Here is a 26721-nt window from a genome sequence, read left to right as displayed (position 1 = left end):
GGCTAGATGCCCCCTTTCGTTATTTGGATAGGTCTCGACTACTGCGCTTTCATCGCTTCAGATTTGTCTGAAGTCATGACGAAATGCAGCTCACCACCGTCTTTCAAATCGCTGTGCGCGAAGCTGAAGTTGTCACTCAATTGTTTGCCGTTGATGGTCACCGACTTCACGTAGATGCTCTCTTGGCTGTTATTTTCTGAGGTGATAGTGAATTTACCGTCCGCGACTGGAATCACGGCTTTGTCGAACAAAGGACGACCGATGGTGTAACTTGCTTCGCCCGGTGTGACTTGGTAGAAGCCCAATGCAGACATCACGTACCACGCCGACATCTGACCGACGTCTTCGTTACCGATCAGACCTTCATGCGTTGGGTGGTAGAACTCGTTCATCGCTTGGTCGACAATTTCTTGTGTCTTCCAAGGTTCCGCCGTCCAGTTGTATAGGTAAGGAACGTGGTGATCAGGCTCGTTACCCATCACGAATTGACCGATGTAGCCAGACATGTCGTGTGATTGGCTCGTATCGGCGTTGGAGTCCGCATTAAACAGCGCATTCAAGTTGGCTAAGAATGCCGCTTTGCCTTGTTCGGTTACGTCTTCAGGAAGAGAGAAGTCAGTGCGGTCGATGTGCTCGCCACCCATCACGTTAGCTAGACCGTTCAAGTTGTGCGGTGCAAACCATGTCCATTGCCATGTATTGCCTTCGGTGAAGTCTTCACCACGGTGCTCGGCGCGGTAAGGCCAGAACACGTCACTTTCGTTGAGTGCTTTGCGGTCTTTACAGGTGTTGTAGTCCATACCGTCTGGGATAGACAGCGCCATGTTCTCGTCCAAACATTCGGCTTTCAGGTTGTTTGCCCAAACCTTGCTGCCGCTGTTCATGTAAGCCGGACGCATAAAGCCCGTTGCACCCAATGCGTTGCCTTTGGTGTCTTGCAGTTTGCCGTATTGTTCTGGGTTGTAATCGAAGTAGTTCTTGAACGATTCAGAACGTGCCATGTAGCGGTCGTACTGTTGGTCGTTGCCTGCAAGTTTAGCGATCTGAGCGATACACCAGTCGTAGTAAGCGTTCTCAAGACCGTAAGACACCGATTCGTTCACAAGCTCGTCGTATTTATCGACTTTTAAGCCTTCCACGTAACCCGGTTTGTCGCCAGAATCCGGCGCCCATTTGGTGTTAGCTGGAATAAAGCCGACGTCTTCTTGGTAGTCGTTATGACGCGTCATGACCGTGAAGCGTTTGTCACCGTTCCAAGCGTCTTGGTAAGGCACCCAGCTTTCAGTTTTATCAAGGTTGAAGTTGACCGTTTCGTCAGCGGCTTTCAACGCCAAATCAAACTCAGCTGCGGTAAAGGCTTCTGGGTGTTTGACCATGATATCGGCAATAACCGAGACCGCTGGATGACCGACCATTTCACCGGTGTAATCCGAGTGCAGTTCCCATTTTGGCAGCACGCCGCCCGTTTGGTATTTGTTCAATAGATCGCGTGCGTGTTCAATCGCGCGGTCTTTGTCGATGATGGTTTTCAGTGGGTGTGCGGCGCGGAAAGTATCCCACATTGAGTACACTGAGTAGTTCACTAAGCCGTCTTCTGCTTGGTGCACTTTGCCATCCATGCCACGGTATTTGCCATCCACATCTTGGTATAGGAATGGAGCAACGAACGTACGGTAGAGCGAGGTGTAGAACATGGTTTTGTCGGCATTGTTGCCACCTTCCAGTTCAAACTCGCCAAGGATGTTTTCCCAAGCCACGCGGTTTTGTTGTACGACGTTGTCGAAGTCCCAGCCGTTGGTGTCTGCTTCTAGGTTTTTCAGTGCGCCGTCAACGCCAGTGCCAGAAATCGCTACTTTGACCACCAATGGCTCATCGCTCTTGCCAAAGTTCAAATGCGTCAGGACATCGTTTGCGCGTTTTGCCAAACGTTCTGGATCAGGTTCTGGTTCGCCCGGCATTGGTTTGTGCTCTGCGTAACCACGGTAATCTTCCAAGCCGACTTCGGTAGCGTCAGTTGGAGTCAGTTTGCTTTCAGAAGCAAGCTTGGTGTACAGGTTTTCTTCAATGATTGGATCAGAGAATTCTGCCGCGAAGAACACGGTTTGCCATTGACCCCATTCGTTTGAGGTACGCGCGCCTACAACGGTGTTATCGTTAACGCGTTTGTAGTAGATGCTGCGAGAGTGGTTACCATATTGTTCCAACAGTTCGTGTTGAAGATCGATACGTACTTTGCGGTCTTCACCCGGTTTGAAGGTATAACGTTGGAACGCCACGCGGTCGGTTGCCGACAGTTCTGCTTTTACACCTGTTTCAACAAGGTCAACCGAGTAGTAACCAACTTCTGCCACTTCCGAGCTTTTATCCATGGTCACGGCATCGGTATTAAAGCCTGTGTATGGCAAGAATGCGAAGTCGTTTAGGTCGCCTTTACCTGCGCCGGAAATGTGGGTCATTGAGAAGCCAGAAAGCAGGCTGTGCACAGGATCGTATTCAACAGGCGAGCCTTTCCCATTCCAACCGTTTGGATCGAAGTTATCTGGTGACGGTTGAATCATACCTTCTGGCATCACTGGAGATGGGTTAACGTTGCCAAGACCTTTAGTGCCGATCAAGGTATCAACGAAATCCAAAGTAGGGGTAGAGATAACCGGAGTTTCCGGATCAGAGTCGCTGCCACAACCAGCAAGACCAAGCATGGCGGTTAACACTGCGGTAGAGAGTAGGGTTCTTTTTAGTTTCATTGTTTTTATTCCACGAGAAAAGGGGACACGAGGTCCCCTCAAAATCATTATTCGCCTAGGTTGGCTTGCATTGCTTCAGACTTGTCAGCCGTCATCACGAAGTGCAGTTCGCCGCCTGCTTTGAATTCGCTGTGCTGGAAGGTGTTGTACACATCCAGAGGCTTACCGTTGATGGTTACTTCTTTGATGTACATGTTGTCTGGACCGTTGTTCTCAGCCGTTACCGTGAAGGTGCCAGAGCCAATGTCTACCGTCGCTTTGTCGAAGATTGGGCGGCCGATGCTGTAGGTTGGATCGGTTGGCGAGATTTGGTAGAAGCCCAGTGCTGACATCAAGTACCACGCCGACATTTGACCTACGTCTTCGTTACCGATGATGCCGTCTGGCGTCGGCTTGTAGAACTGGTCGTAAACTTGGTCTAGATATTCCTGCGCCTTGTAAGACTCTTCAGTACGGTTGTACAAGTAGATGACGTGGTGCGAAGGCTCGTTACCGTGAATGTACTGACCGATGTAGCCTGTCATGTCTTGGTGCGCTTCGCCGCCATTTGGATCGGCAGTAAATAGGTTGTTCAGCTTGTCGTTCAGACCTTGCGTGCCGCCCATGATTTCAGTCAGCTTGTCTAAGTCTTGCATGAACGCCCATTGCCACTGCCACGCGTTACCTTCTGTGTAGTAGAACGCGTCAGATTTGTAAGGGTCGAAGTCAGTTGAAGCGTATTTCAGTGCACATGGGTCGCCTTCTTTCAGCTCTGTTGGTACGAAGAAGCCTGTGCCATCTGCGTTACCTGCTTTTGCATCCCAGTGTTTCAAAGAGTTGTAAGAACGAGCTTTGAACTCTTCATACGCGTCCATATCGCCAGCGGCTTTTGCCATTTCTGCGATCGTCCAATCGTAGAATGAGAATTCTAACGAGTACGACACTGAGTTCCAGTTCGGGTAACGAACACACTGTTCTTTCTCGTGGTAATTCAGCTGACCTGCCATGAGTGAGCTTAGGATGTCGTCATGAATCTGTGGGTACTCATGCGGTTTGTATCGAGCTGATTTCACCGACGCCGTGTAAGCCTGCTCTGCATCAATCAAGCCTTTGGTCACCGCATCGCCAAGAATCGCTGCCGATGGGTAGCCGATCATGGTGCCGGTCTCTGAGCCGTGACCTTCCCATTTCGGCAATAGACCAAACTCGTCGTTGGATTTACGAATCAAGTCTTTCACGTATAGCGTGGCTTGGTCTGGGTCGATGATGGTCCACATTGGGTGAACGGCGCGGAACGTATCCCACGTTGAGTAAATCGAGTAGTTTGGTGTGTCGCCATCTTTCAGTGTGCGCACCGTGCCAAGCATATCCACGTATTGACCATCCACATCGTAAAACTCGATTGGTGCGATCATCATGTGGTACATGCCAGTGTAGAAGTTGATTTTCTCTGCATCTGTGCCACCTTCTACTTTGATTTTCGCGAGCTTCTCAGCCCACGCGTACTCTGCGTCTTCTTTTACTTTTGCTAGGTCGAAACTTGGCGCTTCCGCTTCTAAGTTTTTCTGTGCGCCTTGCCAGTTAACAGGAGAGATACCCACGCGGATTTCAATTGGCTCTTCGCCTGTGCCGAAGTTTAGGTAAGCGGTAAGATCATCGCCTGAGTAAACCGCGCCATTACGCATTTCGCGCGTTGGTTCTAGATCTTGTTCGCCCAGCAGTGCTTTGGCGATTGGTTGGTTGAATTTCGCGTAGAAGAAGATGTCTTGACCTTGGTGATCTTGCCCTTGGAACCAACCAGTTGAGGTTTTACGACCGCGAATGGTGTATTCGTCCACCACTTCTACTTTGTTCTTCAAAGACTTGCCGTTGTTGTTCATTAGGGTGTGACCTAAATCGAACTTCACGTTACGGTCTGCGCCATCAGCAAAGGTGTATTTGTGCAAACCAACGCGTTTGGTCGCACTCAGTTCTACTTCGATTTGACCTTGGTTCAGCTTGGTTTTGTAGTAGCCTGCGCTTGCTTCTTCATTGGCTTTGTCGAAAGAGTTCAGTTGTGTGTTCGCCATGTCTGCGTATGGCAGAACCAAGATGTCGCCTAAGTCTGTTGCGCCTGTACCTGAAAGGTGAGTATGGGAGAAGCCGTACAGCGGAACGTCAGTGTTAACTACTTCGCCAGTTTCGTAGTTGGATGAATCCCAGTAGCCAGATGCCGAGTGCCAAGGGTTAAGCCCTGACTCGTGATCAGTGTTAGAGCCGATGAAAGTATCTGGAGACAGTTGAACCATACCTGCCGGTACCGTCGCGCCCGGGAATGTATGACCAGAAGCCGCTGTGCCGATCATAGGATCGACGTATTTCAACACCGCAAGATCAACAATTGGATCGCCCGGCAGTGAAGAGGAAGAATCGTTGTCGCTGTTACAGCCAGCCAAGCCACCCGTCAGACCAACCAGGATAGCCAAAGAGATAAGATTACGTTTAAACATGTGCATACCGTTTTGTCGTTATTCGTATATAAAAAGTGTTTATAAGAGACTGTTTCTAAAGGACTGCTTATAAAATTTGCTTGTAGGGATAGCCGGGAGATGCGCTCCCCCGGCTGAGCTGTCACTATTGGGATTAACGAGAACCTGCTGGCATCTCGTCTTCATGCAAGAACTCACCGATGCCTTGTGCTGGTGGAAGATCTTGCTCTAGAGAGCCCCAACGTTGATTTGGTTTGTCGCCCATCACGAACTCCAACTCACCGCCGTACATGATTTCGTCATGAGTTAGGTAAGTGCGGTTGAAGTCTTTGCCGTTGTAGCGAGCCGATTGAATGAAGATGTTTTCGCGGCTAACGTTCTTCGCGGTAACGGTGAACTTCTGGTTGTTGCCGACATCGATAGACGCGCTTTCGAACAGCGGAGTACCGATTTCGTAGATGCCAGAAGAAGCGTTCACTGGGTAGAAGCCAAGTGCACGGAACACGAACCACGCAGAGAGCGTACCGAAGTCGTCGTTACCACAAATGCCGTCAGCGGTATTCTTGTAGCAAATGTTGGTTGCTGCGGCGATGGCTGCCTGACCTTTCCAAGGTTGACCTACGTAGTTGTACAGGTACGGCACGTGGATATCTGGTTCGTTACCTTGAACGTGCTGACCAACGTTACCTGTGTTGAACACTGGGAATTGGTTGTCGCCTGCGTTGCGGTCTGGGTAGGTTGACCAGTACTCATCCAAGCGCGCTGCGAACAAGTCACCGCGTTCTGCTTCAGGGTTTTGTGTTTTGTCGAAGCGTGTCATCAGGTCAATCAAGCCGTGAATGTCGTGCTGAACACTGAACGAGTATTGCCAGCCGTTCGATTCAGAGAATGACCAGTTGAACATGTCTGGACGCCAGTCTTTACCCACCGCGCGACCAGTGATTGGGTCTACCCAACCAGCATCGATAAACTCGCCATCGTAGTCACGGGCTTTGAACCAACCTTGGTATTGCTTACCACCGAAGTCGAATTGTGCTTGCCAGTTTTTAGAACGGTTAGCGAACTCGGTGTAGCGTGGGTCCTCTTCACCGAACACTTCTTTGATCGATTGTGCGATTGCCCAGTCGTTCATTGAGTATTCAAGCGAGTAAGATGCTGTCCAAGAGTCTTTAAATGGTGAGTGACCGCCGTAAGAATCTGGTGGAGTGTCGTGCAATTGCGCTGGCACGTAACCTTGTTCTTCGTACTCTTTGATCCATGCTACGCCTTGGCTCGTTGCGGCGCGTGCGTCTGTGATCATCGCTTCAACTAAACGTTCTTTAACGTCTTTGCGCTCCGCTTCTGTGAAGCCAAGGTCGAGCATGCGTTTTTCTAGTGAGCCTTTCGACAACACATCATGAATCACAGGTGTTGAGTGCATGCCCATCATCATGCCGGTTTCGTTGCCTTTGAATGTCCACTCCGGCAGGCGACCTTTGCGCACGTTGCCTTTGTCGTCCACCCATTCTTCTTCAGCGTAAGACAGCATAGACAGCACCACGTCGGCTAGGCGGTCAGGTTCAAGAATCGAAGACAGCGGTTGAACTGCGCGGTAGGTATCCCACAAAGAGAAAGTGTCGTAGCGCGTGAAGTCTGCTTTGCCATCTTTGTTGGCATCGGCAGTGCGGATTGACTCTTTCAGCGTATCGATCTTGTCGCCCCAAGGTGTGTTGCCATCTGGGTATGCATTGCGACCTTGGTGAACTTGGCGGTAGCGACCATCTAAGTCAGAGTGAATGGTTTGACCTAGGTACGAGTGGTACATCGCGGTGTAGAATGTCTGTTTGTAATCCTCGTCGCCAGAGACTTGGATCTTGCCGAGTTCGTCTTCCCATTTCTTCGTTGCCGCTTCGCGTACTTGGTCGAAGTTCATGCCCGCAACTTCTGTCATGTTAAGAGAAGCACCTGACTTGCCGTTCTCGCCGATCTCAACGTTTGATAGCGCCAATTTCGCTTCAACCGTTAAGCCGTCTTTGGATGTGTCGAATTCAACGTAAGCGCGCGCGTATTGGTACTTGCCACGTGTTTCGTTACCGATTTCCGTAATGCCTTCTGGCACGTCCATGTAACGACCTTGCTCTTTATCGTAGTAAGCAAAGCGAACGTTTTTGATTGGTTGGTCGAATTCCATTACGAAGAATTCTTTTTGGCTTGGTGCCCAGCCATCTGAGAAACGGTGACCTTCAAGACGGTTGTTGTCTTTGTCCCATTTCAAGTAAGAATCTGAGGTGTAGTCCCAGTTAATTTTGAAGCCAGTATTCACGATGATTTCTGACTTCTCATCACGAGGGAAGGTGTAGCGGTGTACACCAACGCGATCAGATGCCGTTAATTCTGCTTTGATGTCGTAATCCAATAGATCGACTTTGTAGTAGCCTGCTGTCGCTTGCTCGTCACGATGTTGGAAGCGAGACGCTTCTAGGTTTAGCGTTGCCGAACCTTCATCAATCATGAAATCCGAACGTGAGTTGATTGGCATGACGAGAATGTCGTTCAAGTCGCCAGCACCTGCTCCGGAAAGGTGGGTATGAGAGAAACCGGAAGTACGTGCGTCGTGGTAGTAGTAGCCTGAAATGTATTCCCAGCCGTTAGAACCGTTGTTAGGAGAAAGCTGCACCATGCCGTGTGGTGTGGTTGCACCAGGGTAGGTGTTGCCTAGGTTACCTGTACCGATGAATGGGTTGACGTAGCGTGTTACGTCCATATCGGCGAAATCTACTGGGATGTGAACGCCCATGTCGATTTCAGGTGTTTCTGGGTTTGGCTTGTCATCACAGTCGCCATCGCCAACTGGAGGACATACTGGCTTGCCGCCGTCAGGAATATCCGGCAGTGCAGGGTTGGTGTCACCGCCTTCATAAATGTTGGTTGTGTCGTCGTTACAGCCTGTCAGACCGACTAGACCACTGAGAACTGCGCAAGCGAGTAGGGAAGGTTTGAATTTCATTTTTAAGGCCTTGTAAATTGTAGGGTTGTATAATTAAAAAAATCAGGGGTATTACTAAAACTTAAAAACTTGAAATAGAGCCCTTTGGGGGAAAGGGCTCTTAGGGGGAGGAGCTTAAGGTTTAAGCTTTCACAAGAGTCGCTGCGTTACGCATCGCTTCTTTCGTTGAACACTCAACAACGTTTGCTTTTGCAAAGCGGTGAGCGTCTTTTACTTGGATATCGTGAGCTAGAATAACCAGCTTCGCGTTTGCTACATCTAGGTCAGTGATGCGGTTCTGGATACCGTTTTGACCTTGAGTTTCTACTTTGATCTTCAGACCCGCTGCTGCACCTGCTTTCTCTAGTGCTTTCGCTGCCATGAATGTGTGTGCTACGCCAGATGGGCAACATGTTACTGCTACGATGTCGTACTCGCCTTCGCCTGCTGCTGGAGCCGCTTGAGCTTGTGCAGGTGCTGCTTCTACGATTTCGTCTTCTGCTTCTTCTTCAGCAACTGGTTTCCAGAAGCCAACGATAACTGCTGTTGTTAGTGAGCCTAGTGCGATACCCACAACGTACATTGGGATGTTGCTTGATACAGGAGCTGTGATTAGACCGCCCCATGGTGCGTGTAGCAGTACGTCTGTTAGGAAGCCGAACACACAGCCAACGATACCACCAGCAACGATTGAAGGAAGAACGCGTACAGGGTCGTTTGCTGCGAATGGGATAGCACCTTCAGAGATACCGATAGAACCCATGATTGCTGCTGCTTTACCTGCTTCTTGCTCTTGCTTAGTGAACTTCTTCTTGAATAGAAATGTTGCTAGTGCCATACCTAGAGGAGGCGTACAGATTGCGATACCAACACCACCCATTAGCCATGGTTGAGTGTCAACTTGAGTTTGAGCGAATAGCGTTGCTACTTTGTTGATGGGACCGCCCATATCGAATGCAGTCATACCACCAAGAATCGTACCTAGAACCACTTTAGAAGCGCCAGCCATAGAAGCTAGGAATTCGTTCATAGACGCCATGAAGATCTTGATTGGTTCACCGATACCCCAAAGAACGATACCTGCAGAGATAAGCGTACCAACAAGTGGGTAGATGAAGTAAGCGCCCAACGCAGTCATGTTAGCAGAAAGAGGGATCTTCTTAAGTTGTAGAACTACACCACCAGCGATAAAACCAGCGACGATACAACCTAGGAAGCCGCCGCCCATGTCAGCCATGATGCCAGAAGAGATCATCGCTGGCGCTAGTGCTGGTTTGTCTGCAATTGAGTAACCGATGAAGCCACCAAGAATAATTGGGAACAACACCAGACCTTTAATACCGATATTAGAAATATCAGCCAATAACCCGTCTGCAGGAACCGCACCTTTACCGGATGCCATTACCGCCAGAGCCAGTAGTACACCACCCGCAACGATAAATGGAAGCATGTGAGAAGTACCGAATAAAAGGTGACCTTTCATGGTACTTAGGATTTTTTTGAAATCGCTATTATTACTAGCTTGAGCTGTGATTGTACTCATAATTTCACGCCTTATGAATTAATTAAAATATTTAGTATTTGGTTTTCGTCTTTTGCGTTATGAATATCTTCAATAAACTCTTCGCTAAATTTTCCGAATAATTCTTGAAGAACATAAATATGGTGGTCGGTACCGTTATCAGGTGAAGCAATCATGAAGAATACGGTTGGTTTGACTCCCTCTTCGTCGCCATACTCGATGCCTTCGTGCTTTACGCCAACGGCGATTGCAGGCTCTGTAACCGCTTTGCTTTTTGCGTGTGGGTAGGCGATGCCATCCATTGAAGTCACGCTTAATGCTTCACGTGCTTCGATGTCGGTTAAAAAAGCCTCTTTGCTACTGATTCGATTATTTTCGAATAGCATCTGTGCTAGCTCTTCAAAGACTTCTTTTTTATTATTTGCTTGAAAGTTGCCGTTAATTAAATTGACGTTTGTTAGTTCTGTAATCATTTTGTGACTCATTGGTACTGAAGTAATGAGTCAAATTTAATTAATGAAGTGGTTTTCGGAAATAGTAAAAAAAAACCAATAACTATACTTTTGTATCACTCAATCTTAAGTGTGATAGCCGTCATTAATAATGCGGAATATTATAAAATTTATTATGTGATTTATATTCCAGTTATTTTGAAATAAATAACTGGACATGAAAATGAACTGGAGGAGGATCAATAGCCCTGGTTAGGATGCAAAAAGAGGCGTTGCGCCTCTTAGTTTTGAGATAATAGAAACAGTGATAAAAGCTGGCCATTAATTTCTATATTTATGCAGCAAATCTAACGGGATATGGCAGTAGTCGTTTGGAAAGCGCGTGAGTCGGTCTTGGTGCTCATCATCACTTGGCACGTAGTTTGTGAGTGGCAGCACTTCTACGGCGATTTTATCGGCATCCGGTCTTGCTGCGATAAACGCTTTAGCAATCGTTAGGTGTTGCTCGTTTTGGCTATAAACACCGGTACGGTACTTTTCACCGACGTCTTCACCTTGCTTGTTAACACTGTGCGGGTCGATGATCTCAAACAGATACCCCATTAAAGTTTCAACCGAAACTTGTTCAGGGTCGAATTGGGTTTTCACGCATTCTGCGTAGCCATCGTATTCGGATTGAGTGTTATCCGTCGTGCCATTTGCTCGTCCTGCTTCGGTGCTAATTACGCCGGGAAGGTGACGCATAAATTCTTGAACGCCCCAAAGGCAGCCGCCTGCGAAGTAAATCTCTTCCATCATTTTATCCTGTAAAACTTTGCGCCATTATGGACATCACTTTCGCTCAAACACAACTCCAACCATAGAGTTAATGACTCATCGATGAGCAGTTCGGACATAAAAAAGGAACAACTCGGTGATGATTTGCTCTCTTTTTTGTGCTGCTTTTCCTCGTTAGATTGAGCGCAGTTAAGAGCTAAGGGGAATCCTAATGAAAATTGAACATATCGCGATTTGGACAGAGCGTTTGGAAGAGTTAAAAGCCTTCTATGAGAAATATTTTAGCGCGGTGTCTAACGATAAATACCACAACCCAACTAAGCAGTTTTCATCTTACTTTCTTTCGTTTGAAAGTGGAGCACGATTGGAGTTAATGTCGATGGAAGGCGTGACCGCTTGTGAAAAATCTCATGCGATGCAGGTAACAGGATTAGCACACTTTGCCTTCGCTTTAGAATCAGAGCAGGCTGTGGATCAATTAACCAAAACCTTAGTAGATGATGGCTACCAATGGATCGACGGTCCGAGACAAACAGGTGACGGTTACTACGAAAGCTGCATCTTAGATCCGGACGGCAACCGTCTTGAGCTTACGGTGTAACGCGACTTAGCTTATTTCTATCGTTCATAGGCTGCTTTCATATGAAAGTATTCGGGTGTATACTGCAAGCTCATTAATAAGGAGCGAGCCTGTGAACCCAAGACAAAATGAAATCCTGCAATTAGTGAATGATCGTAAACGCGTTCAAGTCACGGAGCTTTCTGACATTATAGGCGTGTCGGGCGTGACCATCAGGCAGGATTTGAATTTTCTGGAGCAACAGGGCTATCTAAAGCGCGTACACGGCGCAGCTACCGCATTGCAAAGTGATGATATTGATACCCGATTAGAAGTCCGTTTCGATATTAAACAATCACTTGCAAATAAAGCGGCGGACTTGGTATCACCAAACGAAACCGTATTGATCGAGGGCGGCAGTGCTAATGCGCTCTTGGCTCGCACTTTAGCTGAACGCGGCGATGTGACCATCATTACCCCATCGGCGTACATCGCCCATCTCATCCGTAACACCTCTGCCAACATCATCTTGCTTGGTGGTGTGTATCAGCATCAAGGCGAGAGCCTCGTTGGCCCGCTCACCAAACTCTGTATTGAGAACATTCACTTCAGCACGGCTTTCTTGGGTATCGACGGATTTCACCAAGACACTGGTTTTACTAGCCGGGACATGATGCGTGCCGACATCGCAGAGGCCATTCTGGCAAAGAATAGACGTAACATCGTACTGACGGACTCCAGTAAATTTGGACAGATTTATCCTTCTTCAATTGGCAATACCAACGAAATATCGGTGTTGTTAACCGACAAAGCCGCTCCGAAAAGCGACCTTGAGCAAATCAAAAAGCTAGGTGTGGAAGTGGTGTTGGGGTAAGTACTAATGGCTCTCCGACCATACTGCGAATTCATTTCCACTTGGTTCGGTGAAGTGGAATCGACAGCCGCCGGGAAATTCGAAAATAGGGCGGATAATTTTTCCACCATGCTGCTCAACTTTTATCTGCGTGGCCTGAATATCTGAGCTATAAAACACTAAAAGTGCGCCACCATTTGCGGTTTGGTTTACAAACTCAGATTTGAAGAATCCGCCATCTAACCCTTGTCCTGAAAATGCAGAGTATTCAGGACCATAATCGATAAAGGTCCAGTCAAAGGTACGCTCAAAAAATTGTTTTGTAGCGTTAATATTGGTGGAACCAAATTCAACGTAATTCAATTTTTCATGTTGATGCATGGTGAAATCCCTATCCATTTGTTTCATGCCTCTAGGCGAATTTTTCTACGATGATGTCATCCGCTTTTTCGACAAATAATGCGCCTTGATCCTTGAGCTCTGTCAGCACATTTTCAACATTATCAGGCAGCACTGCGCGAGTTGAAGCAAGGTTGACCACCACATTGTAGCCAAGATCCAGTGCTTGCATGACGGATTTCTTCACACAAAAATCTAGCGCGAGACCGCCGATCACTAGGGTATCAATCCCGTTGAATTTTAGAAATTCATGTGCGCCTGTCGTTTTAGTATCGGCAATATCATGGAAGAAAATACCGTAAGGATGCGCATCAGGATCCATGCCTTTATTAACTTGAAAATCATAGTCCAAAACAGGTGGTAAACCGTCTAGCAGTTCAGAACCTGTTGTGCCAAGCACACAATGGCGGTTCCATTTTATATCCACATTGGGTAGACCGACGGGTTCAAGCATGTTGGCTGGTGTTTCTGCATCCCATTTTGCTTTCGGTGGGTGCAAGTCACGGCTCACCAGTTTTAATCGGCCTTTGGCATGATTACTCAGAAGCTCCGGTACGATTTCCAACGCACCTGCAACGGGCAGTTCATTTGGACATAACTCACTAAAGCCTTTCTCTGGATCAACGTCGATCACTGCTGTAGTTTGATAGTTTACTCGAACAGTCATGGCAGACTCCTTGTCTGTCTGATTGCCTGCGTTTATCCACGCAAACAGTTTTGAAAAAAGGTTACTTCGTCGCTAGTCAGCGTATATACCATTGCGGGTTTTCCACCTTTGCCTTTGTTGGTAGAAGCGACTTTATTGGTAGGTTTTAGTACGCCTGAATCTATCAAGCGGCGCTTAATCGTCATTCGGCTAATATCAATACCAAACTCTTGATAAGCAGAAATGATGTCCGCAACCAAAAACTCTTTGTCTAATGCAAACAAAAGAACCGATGTGTATTCAATGGATGCACGAAGCTTCTGCCACGCTTTTTCAATGGTTTTTTGATGGTCAAACGCGAGAGTTTCTTCTCCATTGAGTATAGCTTGTAGCGAAAACCATTTTAGTTGGCACTCTGGTACACCAGCATTGTTGATTTGCTCTACATTGTTACGATCGACCAAGGCGTAGTGCGTAATGTTTAAGCTCCAGTCTTCTGGATCACGCTTTGGATCACCGTCGATAAACGCTTCGCTAAAATGACGAGGGTAGGTATGGATTTTCTCGCGGCAAATTCGGCGACGCGCCGCCTCAAAGTTTTCATCGGCCGGGCGTCCTCCTTCACTGGTTAAGTCTTTATCAAAGACAAATCCGCCCGGTAGTGCCCAGACTCCATGGTATGGCCGATTTGGATTTGAACGTTTAATCAACAACACTTCCAGTCCTTTATCGGCACAGCCAGATAGCCTGAATGGAATAATGTCGACAGATACGATCATGGTTGGGTCCTAATATTGATTTGTAAGTAATCTAGCGCATAACAAGTGGTCAATCAATGGGTAAGTAACGAGTTGTGCGAAACGTTTTTGGTAGTGCTTCATAGTACGCCTTGAGTATAAATCTACGAATTAATCTGACTTATTCACAATCTGTGTGCGAATTCTAGACAGAAAAACCTTATAAAAATGAGTGGTTAGTAACAAAAGTTGACAAACTATAGATGGGTGTTTATTGTTTACGCAAATTAGTTAGTAACAAAAAGTTATATACCCAGGAAGGGCGTGTAGAAGGGCACCTAATGACCACCAAACTATTTTCTTCCCGCATCATTCAAAGCGCTTTGGATTTTGATGTCTACAAAGTCAATATGATGAGCGCAGTAACAGCGCTTTACCCTGATGCGATGGTGTCATACAAATTTATTGTGCGTAGCGAGGAAGATCTCTCTGAACTGCTACCAGAGGTAAAAGCAGAAGTTCTTAAACTGCAAGACATTCAATTTACGCAAGAAGAAATCGAATATATTAAGCGTGTCGCGCCTTACCTGAATCCTGACTTTGTTGATGCACTGCGCCATTTCTGTTTCAATCCACAAAGTGATGTCTCTTTCCATAATAAAGCCATGGCTGATGGCTCAAGCCAGTTACGCATTACTATCAATGGTTTGTGGCGAGATACTATTTTGTACGAAACGATCATCATGAGCATCGTGTCTGAAGTTCGTAGCCGTCAGCGTTGGTCAGATATCCCTGTAGCGCAATTTACCACCGTCTTAGAAGAGAAAATTCGGTACCTAAAATCCGAGCTAAAACGTCGTAACATCACTAACTTTAAGTTTTCTGATATGTCGACGCGTCGACGTTTTTCCTTTCAAGCTCAGCGCACCATGTTGGAATATTTGTGCCAGGAAGTGCCGGAATGTTTGACAGGAACAAGCAACTACCACTTAGCAAAAGAACTGAATTTAACGCCTATCGGTACCGTTGCTCATGAATGGTTTATGGGCCATCAAGCTCTGGTGAATGTGCGAGATTCGCAAAAAGTGGCTTTGCAACGTTGGCAAAAAATGTTTAACGGTGCACTAGGTATTGCACTTACCGACACGATTGGTATCGATGCCTTCCTTAAAGACTTTGATGAAGAGCTAAGTAACGCGTATTTCGGTGTACGTCACGATAGTGGTTGCCCTTATAGCTGGGGTGAAAAAATGATTGCACACTATCAGTCGCTTAATATAGACCCGTTAACAAAAACGCTGGTGTTTACAGACGGACTTAACTTCGAACAAGCGTTAGATATTTGCGAGTACTTCCAAGGACGTATTCAGGTGAGTTTTGGTATCGGTACTTTTCTTGCGAATGATATGGGTGATTATGTCAATAAAGCGGGTGAAGCCTACCAGCCACTTTCTATCGTGATCAAAATGGTCACGTGCAATGGTTCACCAGTCGCAAAAATCAGTGACGAACCTGAGAAAGCCATGTGTGAAGATATCTTCTTTTTGATGAACCTCAAGCGCCGCTTCGAGCAACCTCTTGATTTAAATGAGTGTCGTAAACTGATTGATCGTCTAGAAACTGAAGGTCAAAACTATCTCATCGACGCGTAGGCGTTATCCCTCCTTCTTGATAAGCACCCTCTATCGTTACGACAAATTTATATAGACAAACGTAGAGGGTGATTTCGTTATAGTAATACGCAGAAGTAACCAGATACAGCGTAGGAAAGCACTCGAAAATGAGGTTGTTTTTTTGATGTGCTATGTGCCTATGATTGGTGTAAATCGATACGTTACAGCATCGTGGAAGGTGTATTTTCATCAGACACTAAACTCAGTCTAATCACGTAGTTTATTCCCATGTACCATGAGGTCACTCGGGTATAGACGTCTATCTGCTTTTATGACTTTGGGCTTCGCGTAATTGCTTGAATCAGGAGTCAAAATGAACCTAGTAGTACATTTGCAAAAGAAAGCGATCCGAAAATATGGCTATGAGATGGCCACTCGTCAAGCATGGAAATGTGGCATCAAGGCAAATCTTGTTAAGCGCGTGATCGGCCTTTTTAAAGGACAAATTGTTTGTGTGATTGAAGGTTGTCGCGCAGAGTTTTCTTCTCCTCTTAATAACCCCCTTCACGAAGATGACAAGCAAGGGCGATATGTGTTTGTTGGCGGTGTATGCTGGGAACCAAACAATATTATTGCTCCTGGTTTTCCTGACTTTATGTTTATGCACGTGCGTAACCTGAGTCACCGTCATAAGTATTTAACGGATGACGAACTGTTTTTAAGCTTGGCTTAAAAATAAGCCTCATAGGTTAATCAAGCCTAACCATAATCAGTAATGATACGGTTTTAGCTTAGTTGACATTCTGTTGAGTGTTTCTTGACGTACCTTTTATAAAACAGTGTTTCTTTACTCGTTAATGACAGAGGGTTTGTTTTCGCCTGATGTGATTTCCTAATTGCGATTTACTATACCGCTCATCAAAGCAAACCATACTGGGATGTAAATCATGAATATGAAATCTATCGCAATTGCAACGGCAGTTGTTGCTGTACTAGCAGGCTGTAAAGACAAAACGCCACCAGCTCCAACCCAAGCAAACATTACTTTGGTTGAAGCGGTGACTGAAACGGTGAAAAATCCACACCAAGTATGTAAAGACGTGGTAGTAACGGAGCAAGTTGCTCCTACGGATGATAATAAAATAATTGGTACGGTCGGCGGCGCAGCAGCTGGCGCGGCATTGGGTAACCAAATCGGTGGCGGCTCAGGTAAAGTGATTGCAACTGCAGCTGGTACGATCGCTGGTGCATTAACGGGTCGTAAGATTCAGGAGAATGTGCAACAAGGCGATGTAGTGACAACGACGAAAAAGCAGTGCCACACAGAATACACAACATCTGAAAAAGTAGTGGGTTACGATGTCACTTATGAAGTTTCAGGTGCGCCAACGACGGTTCGCTTAGCGAGCAAGCCAGCGACAAAAACGTTCCCAATTCAAGATGGCAAAGTTGTTCTTCCGCAATAACTAGCTCCTCAACCGAAGTAATTAACAAGCCCTTTTATCTTTGAGATGAAAGGGCTTTTTCACATAAGCGGTGTTTTCATCTATTTTCCCGCGGGAATGTGCAGCCAGAATTACCAGCTAATTTCAGCGTTCGATACAATCACTTTTCGAAAAGTACGAACGGAAAAAACATGGAAGATTTTTACCTGACCGATCGCGGTTTAGCTGGTTATTTCGAAGCGCAATGGTTCGACAAGTTCATCGAAGATAAGCAGATTGAGACGATAAACAGTCGCTCAAAACAAGTCCCACTCTCTTTTTTTTCATCACCTCACTGCTCCCAAGTTGCTGATTTTATTGCGCAGATGGTACTTGAGAGCGGCGTTCAGCCGTATTCCCTACTTGAGGTTGGCGCGGCGCTGGGAAGAAACTATTATGAGTTAGTGCAACGCTTACCTAACCTTAAAGAAGCGACGCTTGTGGAGCCTTCAAATAGGTTGATGGATGGCTTGAAGCAACTATTAATAGAAGAACAACGAGTCGAGCTAACTTATCTTCACGATGTGAACACCTTAAACGCTTTAGAGGTAGAGAATAGAGATATCGTACAGAAATGTGCTCATGTTGATTTGACGCTGATTAACCAACCTTTTGAGCACGATACTCTCCAGTCTAGCTTTGATTTAGTCGTATGTTTGAACGTGGTTGATCAATGTGAGTCGCCACTTAGCGTGATCAACGCTCTAAAAGAAGCCACCAAGGTTGGCGGGCTGATGGTTGTCTCTTGCACTTATCAGTGGAACGCGAAACACATCAAAAATGAAGACGAAGCGGTCGATGATATCAAAGAGTACTTTGCTGAAGGTTGGCGTTTAGTATCGGAAGCCGATCATGAATATCGCATCCGGTTTAATGATCGTTTTGCAAGGCAGTTTTTATCTCATGTGGTCGCTTACATCAGAATGGATTAGAGCCACATAAAAAAACCGAGTACTTACGACTCGGTTTTTTTAGTCTTTGAGATTTTGAGATAGAGCGCGATTTTAAGTAACGTGCGCCTCTTTTTGTTCTCGCTCTTGCTGAGCTTGCAGCTTTTTCTTGCGACGTTCTCGTTTAGAAAGCCAAACCAGCGGCACAACAATCATTATTGTTCCTATAGCCATAAATATGTCTGGCACTTCTCCAAACCAGATTAATCCCACAAACACGGCACCAATTAAACCACTGTATTCAGCGCTGGCAATTTTGTTGCTATCAATCGAGCGGTAAGCGATCACACATGTTGCCGCATAAATCATGATGAACAAACTTGAGCCAGCAGCGACAGGGAAAGCACTCCAGTCCCAAGGTTCCGCTTCGATCAGAACAAGCAAGAAGGCTACTGGAATACCTGCCAAGTTTGTCATCAATAACGTTTGCATCACAGACTGATTTTTTGGCAATTTTCGAATGAGCAAGTTATTGATTGCTAAAGTAATTGCAACAACTAAAGCTGAAATCGCTGCCCAATCGATTTGGTCTGGACGAATGATGACCAATACACCGGCAAAGCCCATTATCGCAGCGGCGACCGATTGCTTAGATAACTGTTCTCCAAAAAAGATTGCTGCAAGCGGCAACATGATCAATGGCGCGGCGTAGAAGATTGCGTTCGCAGTTGCGAGCGGTAAAGATGAAATCGCCAAAACCATAAATATAGCACCAAGCAACCACACGTGAGCGCGGACAGCATGCCATTTAAATCCTTCAAGAAAATGAGTCTTTTTTGTCAGCAAGCAGACAGGCAGTAGAAAAAGCACTGCGGAAATTTGTCGGAAAAAGACAAACTGAAAAATAGGCACTTCATTTCCGACACTTTTAATTAAAGAGTCTGAAAGCACCGCAATGAGATTCCCAACAATTAATAGCAGCATAGCTGCGCCGACCGATGTAACTTTCACTTATTTCCTCTCCTCTTTCTTTGCCAAAGAGTAGGTGATGTCATAGGATGAAGTGAAGTGATATTTATTAGTTTAAGTATGAGATTTTTAGATAATGAAATTGCCACCACTCAGAGCGGTTCACTGTTTTGAATCTGTCGCTCGAAACTCTAGCTTTTCGCTTGCGGCTGAAGAGCTCAATGTGACGCAAAGTGCCGTTAGTCATCAGATACGATTATTGGAAGATTATTTGGGCGAGTCATTATTTATTCGTCAAGGAAGAAAGCTCTCTTTATCGGATACTGGTGCTCGTTATTTAGAGGATATTAGCCCGGCAATTAGCTCTATTGCGATGGCCAGCCAAAAGGTGAGAGAAGGGGACAAAGGCAGCATACGTTTAGCGATTTATAGCTCGCTTGCCGTAAAGTGGCTTATTCCGCGTTTGTCTGATTTTAAGCGGTTACATCCGGAAATCGATCTGACACTCAATATGGTTGTTGGTGATCCTGAGCAGACAGATAGCGTTGGTGATTGTTTTATCACGGTAGAGAAGCCAAAGCGCAACTATATGTCGGTGAAGTTATACGCGGAAACGCTGTATCCGGTATGCAGCCATAAAATTTGGAAAGAGTTACAAGATCAACCCATTCCAGAAGCGCTTTGGCGATATCCTATTTTGTCAACAGACTCTATTTATCGTGAGAGAGGAAAAGACTGGGCAGAGTGGTGCAGAGCGGGTGGTTACACTTTGCCGAAAGATGTCGATGTTCAACATTTTAGTCATATGTTGCTGGCAATTGAGGCTGCACGTTATGACCAAGGCATCGCATTTGCGAATGATTTTATGCTCAATGAAAGAGATAAAGCGCATGATTTGGTGTATATCCCTTCTCATGGATTAGAGACGGGGGACAGCTTTTATTTTATTCATAAAAAGAGCCGAGCCAAGCAGGCGGAAATCATCAAACTCACCAATTGGTTGAAGCAACAGTGCTTGTAAAATGACTAAATTGTCATAATTAAGAAATAAAGTAGCAAAGTTGTGTTTAAATATTTCATGTTTTATTGAGTTTTTATTCATTAACATCAACTTGGTTTTGAAACCGAGTGAAATGGATAGCATGACGTGCTTAAGGATGGGCAAAACACAACCTCAATAATTAACAGGCAGTGAAATACAATGTTTAAAAAAACATGGCTAATGACAGCCCTTCTAGCAACATGTTCTGTTGCAAACGCAGCTCCTTACGTTGGCGCATCGGTAGGTCAAGCATCGTTTGGTGATGTTAATGGCTCTATCAATGGTGGTGGTACCAACGCTAGCACTAAGCTTAAACTTGAAGATGACTCAAGCCTTTCAGGTAAAGTATTTGGTGGTTACAAGTTCAACGAATACATTTCTCTAGAAGCAGCCATTGGTGGCTACGACGCTTTAGACGGCAAAGTTGTTACTGTTGGTGATATGAAGTATCTATCGATTCAACCAAAGGCGACTCTACCTATTGGTGATCGTTTCAACCTTTTTGCTAAGGCTGGTCTTTCTTACTTCAATGCTGAATTCAAAATTAGCAACTCTGTGATTGACGGTAGCGCAGGCCATACCACCATTTCTGACAGCACTGTGACAGGCATGTACGGTTTAGGCGCAGAGTTCGCTATTACAGAAAATTTTGCTCTACAAGTTGAATGGGAATACATGATGCCTGAGCTAGACATTGCGAAATTTGGCAATGAAAAAGTAACGGTTGATGCAGATATCAACGTGTTCTCTGTAGGTATGAGCTACCGTTTCTAAGAATACTTATTCAAGTTACCTCTTGGCTTAGTACACGTTTTTGACTTCTGTTGGTCGAGCTGAGTCCAAGCTTTGAATATGTTTAGATATAGCACAGGAAGTTTAGTTGCTAAGCGTCCTGTGCTATTTTTTTGCTTTGGAATAACTCTTAGGAATCTTTGTGAACGATGTCAATCTTAGGTATCTGGATCTACTGTTAAAGCACTTTGAACCTCATCAATATCACTTCGTTACGCTGTCTGATCTTGAAGTGGTAATTTGTACGTCAAGGCGCAATGTTTCTATTGTGATGAAAAAGCTTGCCTCTTACGGTTGGGTAGATTGGAAACCTGCAATTGGCAGAAGTAACGCCAGTCGTCTGAATATTACTATTTCCCTTCAACAAGCGATGACCGAATTTTTGGTTGAGGAGCTTGGTCGGGGAAGAATGAATTCGATAACAAAACTTATCGATTGGTTCGGCCAAAGTGCTGTCAGGGCGCTGACGATTGCCTCTGAAAAAGTGAACCAGTTGAATGAGTCAAATAACGCTATTTTGATCTCCTCTTATCCTTGGGTGTCTAAGGTCGATCCTGCGAATACTTATCGTCATACTGAACTGCATGTGGCGAAAAGTGTTTATGATGTTTTGCTGACTCAAAATTCCAATGGTGGCATTGAGCCTTCGCTAGCACATGAGTGGAAAATGGAAGGCAATGTGATGACGTTATGGTTGAGGCCTGGAATATATCGTCACGATGGCGAACTTCTCAGCATACAAGATGTTGTTTGGAGCATCGAAAGACTTAAGGAAATAAAAGGACCAGTACACGAGCTCTGGCAGTGTATTGACAGTGTGATTGCCGAAACATCGAGCTGCTTAAAAATTACATTGAAACATCCGAACATGTTTTTTCCATACATGTTAGCCACTCCTCACGCTTCTATTCTTTGTCGAGATGTTGTTTCTTTCGGTTCTGGTTATTCTTACCACATAGGCACCGGACCATTTAAAATCAGTGGTTGGAACCAAGAGAGTATGCTTCTTCAAGCACACAAAGAATATTTTTCAGCGCGCGCATTGTTAGACCAAATTACGCTGTCTCATGGTGATGTTAAGACCTTGAATATGTTGAGTTTTAACCAAACTTCTGATCACGTTGAAGTGGAAAAAATCAGCGCATTTTCATATTTGACCTATCGGGAGCGCGCGGACTCTAATCTCGCAAAAGAAGACTGGCATCAACTCGCCGATTACATCAATGCGCAAAAGAGAATCTATGAGGCGCAAAGTGCCGTTGACAGCATTCAGTTAGTGACTCAAGGGCAAGATTTACTAATAGCAGAGGCTATTGTGACGCCTAAGCTACAAGGTAAAGTAGCGCTAGCTGAGCCAGTCTGGACGATACCAAGTTTAATTCGTCACTCTGAGTGGTTGCACCGAGTGATTCGGGCGACGGGATTAGAGCTAGAGATCGTCATTATTGATGACATTAGTTTTCCTGAAGTCGTATCACATCGAGCGGACTTGCTCCTAATTGAAGAAGTCATGGAAGCGCCGTTTGAGTATGGCGTATTTGAATGGCTATCGATAGCAACAGGTTTGCGTTTTAGTTTTGATCAAAGCCAGATGTTGATCCATCGAGAAAACCTTCGCGAAGCCATGACAAATGCTCAATCTTTACAATCTCTTTTAGGCGTAGAAAAAGCGTTACGAGAGCAGTACCTTTATTTGCCTTTATTTGTTGGCTATGAAGAGGTGACAAAAACACAGCAAGTGCGCGGTGTTCAGGTGAAAAATACGGGTTATAGCGATTTGCATCGTCTCTGGATCGCTCACTCTAACTAGCATATTTCGATACGGTGAGCATAGAGTATGAATACATAAAGCCATCGCAATGATGGCTTTATGTGGAATGTAGAGTTAGAAGTTGTACGACACACTCGCACCAACAACCCATTGATTTGCACTATCAACAATCGAGGAATCGCTGATACCGCTGCCTAGGCGAGTGTATTGTGTCATTTGGCTCACTTGCCAGTTATCGTTGATTGGCATGACTAGCTTGTAGCCTAAACCATAGCTTACTGTTGAATCACCTTTGTACGCTTTGCGGTTTGCATTTGCTTCGCGTTGTTTTACGCCAAAGTAGTAATCTACGTAGTCTTCACTTTGATAAGTTAGGTTAGCAAAAGGAACAAAATCAACACTACCGAAGTTCATAATGTGGAAGTAAGTCGCGCCCGCTAAGTAACCTTTGTAAGCACCACTGATATCATGTTGAAGGTATGTTGAAATCACATTGTGTTGATCTAACGTAAAGTCAGTGTTCAAACCTAAATCGACAGCAAAGCGACGTTTATCCGTGCCTTTCAGGCTCTTTGCAATATCACCGTCACGCATGACACCACTGCCAACAAGGTAAGCACTCATGTTGATTAATTCATTGGTGTTACCGAAGAAGCGGTAGTTAATGCCACTTAGATCGGCGTTAAAGTCGTCACCATGGTAACCGCCATTTAGAATTGGAGCTGTATTGTATTTTTGATCTTTGAAAAGATCGCTGCCATGAGCCACTCCGACTTCCGCGTTCCAGCCACCTTCATTGTTGTAGATGTTACCGTTACGAATATAAGTATCACCAGCAACCGCTGAAGCAGCAGCAGTCAGAGTTAGTAGTGCAATTAATGTCTTTTTCATCATTTTTCCGAGTTGTTCTGATTTGTTTTGAACACTGTACAAAATGAAGTTGTAAGCCTCTATCAGCAAAGCGTATGGAAATGTAATGAACCATCAGGATAAGAAGCGGAATGTAAGATCATAGAAGGAAGATAAGAAAGGCAACCGCCGTCGATGGAAAGAAAAATCCGAGCTGGGGTAGCTCGGATTTAGATTATTTATCAGGTATCGATACTAACTTATTGTTGTTTCGTTAAATTGTATAACGGTGCTAGGTCACCTGTTACTTTTTCGCCATTCATGTCTAGCTTCATAAGTACATTTTCACCAACAAAGTATTGGTTTGGCGCATCTTCGTTTGTCAACGTTACGATGCTGCCGTTTGCATCCCAAGTGAATTGGCCTTCAGACTTTGACTGACCGTCTTCTTTGTCTTGGTAGCTTTCTTCAAGTACGTAAGTGCCATCTTGATTTAGTGTGATGGTCATGTCGATACCTGAACAATCCGCACATGGAAGCGTACCTTTGTATGTGCCGTTCCAGTCAAGGGCATTTTGAGCGTTATGCTCAGAGTCTACAAATGTTTCTTCAGTGATGACTTGTTCTTCTGCTACTGGCAGCGTGTCAATTGTCTCTGTAGTAACTTCTGCGCTAGTAGTGACTTCAGTTTCCGTCGCTTGAGGTACTTCAACTGCGCTTGTTTCGGCAGGTTTCTCATCTTGACAGCCTGCAAGAATGATTACCGCGCCTGTTAGTGCCAACATTGTTTTTTTCATTTTATCCCTCTTTAAATCAAGATTTTGTATGAGAGTAATAGTAGACATTTATCAGGTATTTGCGTCATCAAAAAGCAATAGAATGATCTATCTATGTCAATAAAACCGAATATGAGCATAAAATTGTCAGGAAAATCAGAACAATGTAAATGTTGATTGGGATATCAAGCTTGAGTCTACAAATAAATATCTAGAGGGGGGGCAGAGATAGTGAAAACAGCCCACATTGCTGTGAGCTGTTTTATTAAATCAGTTAAGAGGCCTTATCGATGTTTGAACGTGAGGTGCTTCGTTTTGTGCTGTCTTCATAAGCGAATAGATCAGCAACAGTACGACGCTCTAGTTCACCTTTCAAATGACCATGCTCATCGACAACGGGCAGTGAGTATTCGCACGACATGGTTTCAGTCAATATTTGCTCAATGGCTGAATGGGGAGAGATGATAGGCACTTCTTCATAGATATCATCATCCCAGCTTGGGGTTTGAGCTAACTTAGTCGCGTCTAGTAACCCTTGTTGCGTTATCACGCCTTGATAGCCTGCATCGGTCACATGATAAGCATAATTACGTTTAACACGTTTCATCTCACTGAGCGCTTCTTCAATGGTTTTAGCGGCAATGCGATATGAAGGTGGCTGCATCACAGTCTCAACCGTCAATGCTCGCGCTCTATTGACGTCTTTTACAAAGGCTTCAACGTACTCATCGGCAGGATGCAGCAATATTTCGTCTGGTGAACCTTGCTGGACAAGCTCACCGTCTTTAAGGATCGCAATGCGATCGCCAAGGCGCAATGCTTCATCTAAGTCGTGAGTAATAAAAACAATCGTTTTGTGTAACTGCTGTTGCAGTTCTATTAACTGATCCTGCATTTCGCTCCGAATCAGTGGGTCCAGCGCTGAAAATGCCTCGTCCATTAACAGTATTTCGGCATTGGTTGCCAATGCTCGCGCGAGGCCTACGCGTTGCTGCTGACCACCTGATAGCTGAGCGGGGTATTGGTTCTCATAACCCGTTAATCCAACGGTATCCAACCATTCGTTTGCTTTTTCTAAGCGCGCTTCTTTACTTATTCCTTGAATTTCCAAACCGTAAGCGATGTTGTCGATAACAGTGCGATGAGGCAATAAGCCAAAACGTTGAAACACCATCGACATCTTATGACGACGAAACTGCTCTAACTCCTTGTTAGAAAGCTGCATGACATCTACCCCTTCCACCAAAATCTGTCCCTTGGTTGGATCGATTAGGCGATTGAAGTGGCGAATCATGGTGGACTTACCTGAACCGGATAAACCCATGATGACGAAAATCTCGCCCTTTTTAATTTGGAGGTTGATGTCTTTTAGCCCGACCGTGTGCCCCGTTTCCGCTAACACGTGTTCTTTACTATGTCCCAACTTGACGCGCTCAATCACGCTGTCGGGTTTGGGTCCGAAGATTTTATACAGACCGCTGATTTCGATAAGTGGGCTAGTCATGCTTTAAATCTCCTAGATGGGCTTGAGTGCGTTTCGCATACGCTTGTGAAGCGCGGTCGAAAAGAATCGCTAGAGCGACAATGGCTAGACCATTTAAAAGACCAAGAGTGAAATATTGATTGGTAATCGACTTAAGAACGGGCTGGCCCAAACCTTTTACCCCAATCATCGATGCGATGACGACCATCGACAGTGCCATCATGATCGTTTGGTTGATTCCCGCCATGATGGTTGGCATTGCGAGCGGAAGTTGGACCCCAAAAAGCCGCTGTTTACTGCTGGCACCAAATGCGGTTGCGGCTTCCAACACTTCTTTATCCACCAAACGAATCCCCAAATTAGTTAAACGAATAACAGGTGGAATCGCGTAGATCACTACTGCGATGAGGCCAGGAATTTTGCCGATCCCGAGTAACATCACAACGGGGATGAGGTACACAAATGCCGGCATGGTCTGCATGACGTCGAGTAATGGCGTCACAACAGACTGAATACGATTAGAGCGCGCCATGGCGATGCCGATAGGGATCCCGAGTGTGATTGCCAGCATGGTACACACCGTGATAATACTGAGCGTGCGCATTGTGTCTTCCCACATGCCGAAGTAGCCAATCAGGATAAGTGAGCCAAAACATGCGATAGCCAGTTTCCAAGAGCGACTAGCGGCATAAACGAGGGCGGTGCAGACGCCTAAAACAACGACCCAAGGTGTTGAAATAAGCAGTTTTTCAAACCAGACAAGAAATGAAAGGAGCGGATCAAAGAGAGACTCGATAAGTTCACCATATTCACGAGAGAAATCTCGGTAGGCGCCATCGAGTGTTTTGCGAATCGCTCTAAGATCAGAGCGATCCATTTCTGGGAATTCGCTGAGCCAATTCGAGTCAGACATATTTACTTCCTTTTCTGATATATCTAGGTGCCCTCAAG

23 protein-coding genes are annotated in these 26721 nt (G+C 45.5%); 9 read left to right on the top strand and 14 right to left on the bottom strand.

Annotated elements, in window-relative coordinates; genetic code table 11:
* Nucleotides 1–38 precede the first annotated feature (38 nt).
* The 6 genes from EX191_RS07115 to EX191_RS07090 all read right to left on the bottom strand — a co-directional run bounded on the left by EX191_RS07115 (nt 39) and on the right by EX191_RS07090 (nt 10925).
* Nucleotides 39–2744 carry a GH92 family glycosyl hydrolase gene (locus tag EX191_RS07115; RefSeq protein ID WP_193447443.1) on the bottom strand — a complete coding sequence of 902 codons (2706 nt, stop codon included), beginning with the start codon at nt 2742–2744 and terminating at the stop codon, nt 39–41.
* A 47-nt stretch (nt 2745–2791) separates the two neighbouring features.
* Nucleotides 2792–5212 carry a GH92 family glycosyl hydrolase gene (locus tag EX191_RS07110; protein ID WP_053812076.1) on the bottom strand — a complete coding sequence of 807 codons (2421 nt, stop codon included), beginning with the start codon at nt 5210–5212 and terminating at the stop codon, nt 2792–2794.
* A 133-nt stretch (nt 5213–5345) separates the two neighbouring features.
* Nucleotides 5346–8177: a GH92 family glycosyl hydrolase gene (locus tag EX191_RS07105; RefSeq protein WP_193447442.1), complete on the bottom strand. Its 2832-nt coding sequence runs from the start codon at nt 8175–8177 to the stop codon at nt 5346–5348.
* Nucleotides 8178–8298: 121 nt separating this feature from the next.
* A complete protein-coding gene (locus EX191_RS07100; protein ID WP_048624728.1) occupies nt 8299–9699 on the bottom strand; it encodes a PTS fructose transporter subunit IIBC in 1401 nt (466 codons plus the stop codon).
* An 11-nt stretch (nt 9700–9710) separates the two neighbouring features.
* The gene (locus EX191_RS07095; protein WP_167427256.1) at nt 9711–10151 is read right to left on the bottom strand and encodes a PTS sugar transporter subunit IIA; all 441 of its coding nucleotides are present in this window, start codon (nt 10149–10151) and stop codon (nt 9711–9713) included.
* Between the two features lie 300 nt (nt 10152–10451).
* A complete protein-coding gene (locus EX191_RS07090; RefSeq protein ID WP_193447441.1) occupies nt 10452–10925 on the bottom strand; it encodes a peptide-methionine (S)-S-oxide reductase in 474 nt (157 codons plus the stop codon).
* 193 nt (nt 10926–11118) lie between these two features.
* On the opposite strand from EX191_RS07090, the gene EX191_RS07085 reads away from it, so the two are divergent.
* Together EX191_RS07085 and EX191_RS07080 are read left to right on the top strand one after the other, a co-directional pair.
* The gene (locus EX191_RS07085) at nt 11119–11508 is read left to right on the top strand and encodes a VOC family protein (protein ID WP_193447440.1); all 390 of its coding nucleotides are present in this window, start codon (nt 11119–11121) and stop codon (nt 11506–11508) included.
* Nucleotides 11509–11599: 91 nt separating this feature from the next.
* Nucleotides 11600–12340 carry a DeoR/GlpR family DNA-binding transcription regulator gene (locus EX191_RS07080; protein WP_053808097.1) on the top strand — a complete coding sequence of 247 codons (741 nt, stop codon included), beginning with the start codon at nt 11600–11602 and terminating at the stop codon, nt 12338–12340.
* A 3-nt stretch (nt 12341–12343) separates the two neighbouring features.
* Here the strand turns inward: EX191_RS07080 and EX191_RS07075 are convergent, their stop codons facing one another.
* The 3 genes from EX191_RS07075 to EX191_RS07065 are packed head-to-tail and all read right to left on the bottom strand — an operon-like array spanning nt 12344 to nt 14143.
* The gene (locus tag EX191_RS07075; RefSeq protein ID WP_048624733.1) at nt 12344–12700 is read right to left on the bottom strand and encodes a VOC family protein; all 357 of its coding nucleotides are present in this window, start codon (nt 12698–12700) and stop codon (nt 12344–12346) included.
* Between the two features lie 31 nt (nt 12701–12731).
* A complete protein-coding gene (locus EX191_RS07070) occupies nt 12732–13385 on the bottom strand; it encodes an isochorismatase family protein (protein WP_005392655.1) in 654 nt (217 codons plus the stop codon).
* Nucleotides 13386–13417: 32 nt separating this feature from the next.
* On the bottom strand, nt 13418–14143 hold the full coding sequence (locus EX191_RS07065; protein WP_005373953.1) for an NUDIX domain-containing protein: 726 nt from the start codon (nt 14141–14143) through the stop codon (nt 13418–13420).
* 299 nt (nt 14144–14442) lie between these two features.
* Between EX191_RS07065 and pncB the strand changes: the two genes are divergently transcribed.
* The 4 genes from pncB to EX191_RS07045 all read left to right on the top strand — a co-directional run bounded on the left by pncB (nt 14443) and on the right by EX191_RS07045 (nt 18130).
* A complete protein-coding gene (pncB, locus tag EX191_RS07060; protein ID WP_182037065.1) occupies nt 14443–15753 on the top strand; it encodes a nicotinate phosphoribosyltransferase in 1311 nt (436 codons plus the stop codon).
* Nucleotides 15754–16087: 334 nt separating this feature from the next.
* A complete protein-coding gene (locus EX191_RS07055; protein WP_006741341.1) occupies nt 16088–16447 on the top strand; it encodes a hypothetical protein in 360 nt (119 codons plus the stop codon).
* Nucleotides 16448–16661: 214 nt separating this feature from the next.
* Nucleotides 16662–17180, top strand: coding sequence for a glycine zipper 2TM domain-containing protein (locus EX191_RS07050; RefSeq protein WP_005392659.1), 519 nt, complete (start codon nt 16662–16664; stop codon nt 17178–17180).
* Between the two features lie 170 nt (nt 17181–17350).
* Nucleotides 17351–18130, top strand: a complete 780-nt coding sequence (locus EX191_RS07045) for a methyltransferase domain-containing protein (RefSeq protein ID WP_193447439.1) — start codon at nt 17351–17353, stop codon at nt 18128–18130.
* A gap of 72 nt (nt 18131–18202) precedes the next feature.
* Here EX191_RS07045 and EX191_RS07040 read toward each other — a convergent pair whose 3' ends face one another.
* Complete coding sequence (locus EX191_RS07040) at nt 18203–19099, bottom strand: DMT family transporter (protein ID WP_046873824.1); 897 nt, start codon at nt 19097–19099, stop codon at nt 18203–18205.
* A gap of 94 nt (nt 19100–19193) precedes the next feature.
* Here EX191_RS07040 and EX191_RS07035 point away from each other — a divergent pair, with 94 nt between their 5' ends.
* The 3 genes from EX191_RS07035 (at nt 19194) to EX191_RS07025 (ending at nt 22701) form a co-directional block, all read left to right on the top strand.
* On the top strand, nt 19194–20078 hold the full coding sequence (locus tag EX191_RS07035; protein ID WP_005392662.1) for a LysR family transcriptional regulator: 885 nt from the start codon (nt 19194–19196) through the stop codon (nt 20076–20078).
* A 180-nt stretch (nt 20079–20258) separates the two neighbouring features.
* On the top strand, nt 20259–20873 hold the full coding sequence (locus EX191_RS07030) for an outer membrane beta-barrel protein (RefSeq protein WP_005373936.1): 615 nt from the start codon (nt 20259–20261) through the stop codon (nt 20871–20873).
* Between the two features lie 160 nt (nt 20874–21033).
* Nucleotides 21034–22701: an ABC transporter substrate-binding protein gene (locus EX191_RS07025; protein ID WP_193447438.1), complete on the top strand. Its 1668-nt coding sequence runs from the start codon at nt 21034–21036 to the stop codon at nt 22699–22701.
* A 75-nt stretch (nt 22702–22776) separates the two neighbouring features.
* Here the strand turns inward: EX191_RS07025 and ompV are convergent, their stop codons facing one another.
* The 4 genes from ompV to EX191_RS07005 all read right to left on the bottom strand — a co-directional run bounded on the left by ompV (nt 22777) and on the right by EX191_RS07005 (nt 26683).
* Nucleotides 22777–23553: an outer membrane protein OmpV gene (gene ompV / locus EX191_RS07020; protein WP_012842379.1), complete on the bottom strand. Its 777-nt coding sequence runs from the start codon at nt 23551–23553 to the stop codon at nt 22777–22779.
* Between the two features lie 218 nt (nt 23554–23771).
* Nucleotides 23772–24308: a copper resistance protein NlpE gene (locus EX191_RS07015; RefSeq protein ID WP_046873821.1), complete on the bottom strand. Its 537-nt coding sequence runs from the start codon at nt 24306–24308 to the stop codon at nt 23772–23774.
* A gap of 253 nt (nt 24309–24561) precedes the next feature.
* Nucleotides 24562–25791 (bottom strand): quaternary amine ABC transporter ATP-binding protein, encoded by a 1230-nt coding sequence (locus EX191_RS07010; protein WP_193447437.1) that lies wholly within the window; start codon nt 25789–25791, stop codon nt 24562–24564.
* Nucleotides 25784–26683, bottom strand: coding sequence for an ABC transporter permease (locus EX191_RS07005; protein WP_046873819.1), 900 nt, complete (start codon nt 26681–26683; stop codon nt 25784–25786). Before EX191_RS07005 ends, EX191_RS07010 begins: the two co-directional genes overlap by 8 nt.
* Nucleotides 26684–26721 lie beyond the last annotated feature (38 nt).

The organism is Vibrio chemaguriensis (genome assembly GCF_012275705.1).
GTDB lineage: Bacteria > Pseudomonadota > Gammaproteobacteria > Enterobacterales > Vibrionaceae > Vibrio > Vibrio diabolicus.
Note: the sequence above shows the minus strand (reverse complement) of the source record. Positions and strands in the feature narration are given on the sequence as shown.

Excerpts from the sequence above, each read along its gene's own strand:
- EX191_RS07030 (WP_005373936.1), top strand. The coding sequence starts at position 20,259 with ATGTTTAAAAAAACATGGCTAATGACAGCCCTTCTAGCAACATGTTCT.
- EX191_RS07055 (WP_006741341.1), top strand. The coding sequence starts at position 16,088 with ATGAACCTAGTAGTACATTTGCAAAAGAAAGCGATCCGAAAATATGGC.
- EX191_RS07065 (WP_005373953.1), bottom strand. The coding sequence starts at position 14,143 with ATGATCGTATCTGTCGACATTATTCCATTCAGGCTATCTGGCTGTGCC.
- EX191_RS07075 (WP_048624733.1), bottom strand. The coding sequence starts at position 12,700 with ATGCATCAACATGAAAAATTGAATTACGTTGAATTTGGTTCCACCAAT.
- EX191_RS07005 (WP_046873819.1), bottom strand. The coding sequence starts at position 26,683 with ATGTCTGACTCGAATTGGCTCAGCGAATTCCCAGAAATGGATCGCTCT.
- EX191_RS07085 (WP_193447440.1), top strand. The coding sequence starts at position 11,119 with ATGAAAATTGAACATATCGCGATTTGGACAGAGCGTTTGGAAGAGTTA.
- EX191_RS07045 (WP_193447439.1), top strand. The coding sequence starts at position 17,351 with ATGGAAGATTTTTACCTGACCGATCGCGGTTTAGCTGGTTATTTCGAA.
- EX191_RS07015 (WP_046873821.1), bottom strand. The coding sequence starts at position 24,308 with ATGAAAAAAACAATGTTGGCACTAACAGGCGCGGTAATCATTCTTGCA.
- EX191_RS07050 (WP_005392659.1), top strand. The coding sequence starts at position 16,662 with ATGAATATGAAATCTATCGCAATTGCAACGGCAGTTGTTGCTGTACTA.
- EX191_RS07115 (WP_193447443.1), bottom strand. The coding sequence starts at position 2,744 with ATGAAACTAAAAAGAACCCTACTCTCTACCGCAGTGTTAACCGCCATG.
- EX191_RS07070 (WP_005392655.1), bottom strand. The coding sequence starts at position 13,385 with ATGACTGTTCGAGTAAACTATCAAACTACAGCAGTGATCGACGTTGAT.
- EX191_RS07110 (WP_053812076.1), bottom strand. The coding sequence starts at position 5,212 with ATGTTTAAACGTAATCTTATCTCTTTGGCTATCCTGGTTGGTCTGACG.
- EX191_RS07105 (WP_193447442.1), bottom strand. The coding sequence starts at position 8,177 with ATGAAATTCAAACCTTCCCTACTCGCTTGCGCAGTTCTCAGTGGTCTA.
- ompV (WP_012842379.1), bottom strand. The coding sequence starts at position 23,553 with ATGAAAAAGACATTAATTGCACTACTAACTCTGACTGCTGCTGCTTCA.
- EX191_RS07035 (WP_005392662.1), top strand. The coding sequence starts at position 19,194 with ATGAAATTGCCACCACTCAGAGCGGTTCACTGTTTTGAATCTGTCGCT.
- pncB (WP_182037065.1), top strand. The coding sequence starts at position 14,443 with ATGACCACCAAACTATTTTCTTCCCGCATCATTCAAAGCGCTTTGGAT.
- EX191_RS07095 (WP_167427256.1), bottom strand. The coding sequence starts at position 10,151 with ATGATTACAGAACTAACAAACGTCAATTTAATTAACGGCAACTTTCAA.
- EX191_RS07090 (WP_193447441.1), bottom strand. The coding sequence starts at position 10,925 with ATGGAAGAGATTTACTTCGCAGGCGGCTGCCTTTGGGGCGTTCAAGAA.
- EX191_RS07100 (WP_048624728.1), bottom strand. The coding sequence starts at position 9,699 with ATGAGTACAATCACAGCTCAAGCTAGTAATAATAGCGATTTCAAAAAA.
- EX191_RS07010 (WP_193447437.1), bottom strand. The coding sequence starts at position 25,791 with ATGACTAGCCCACTTATCGAAATCAGCGGTCTGTATAAAATCTTCGGA.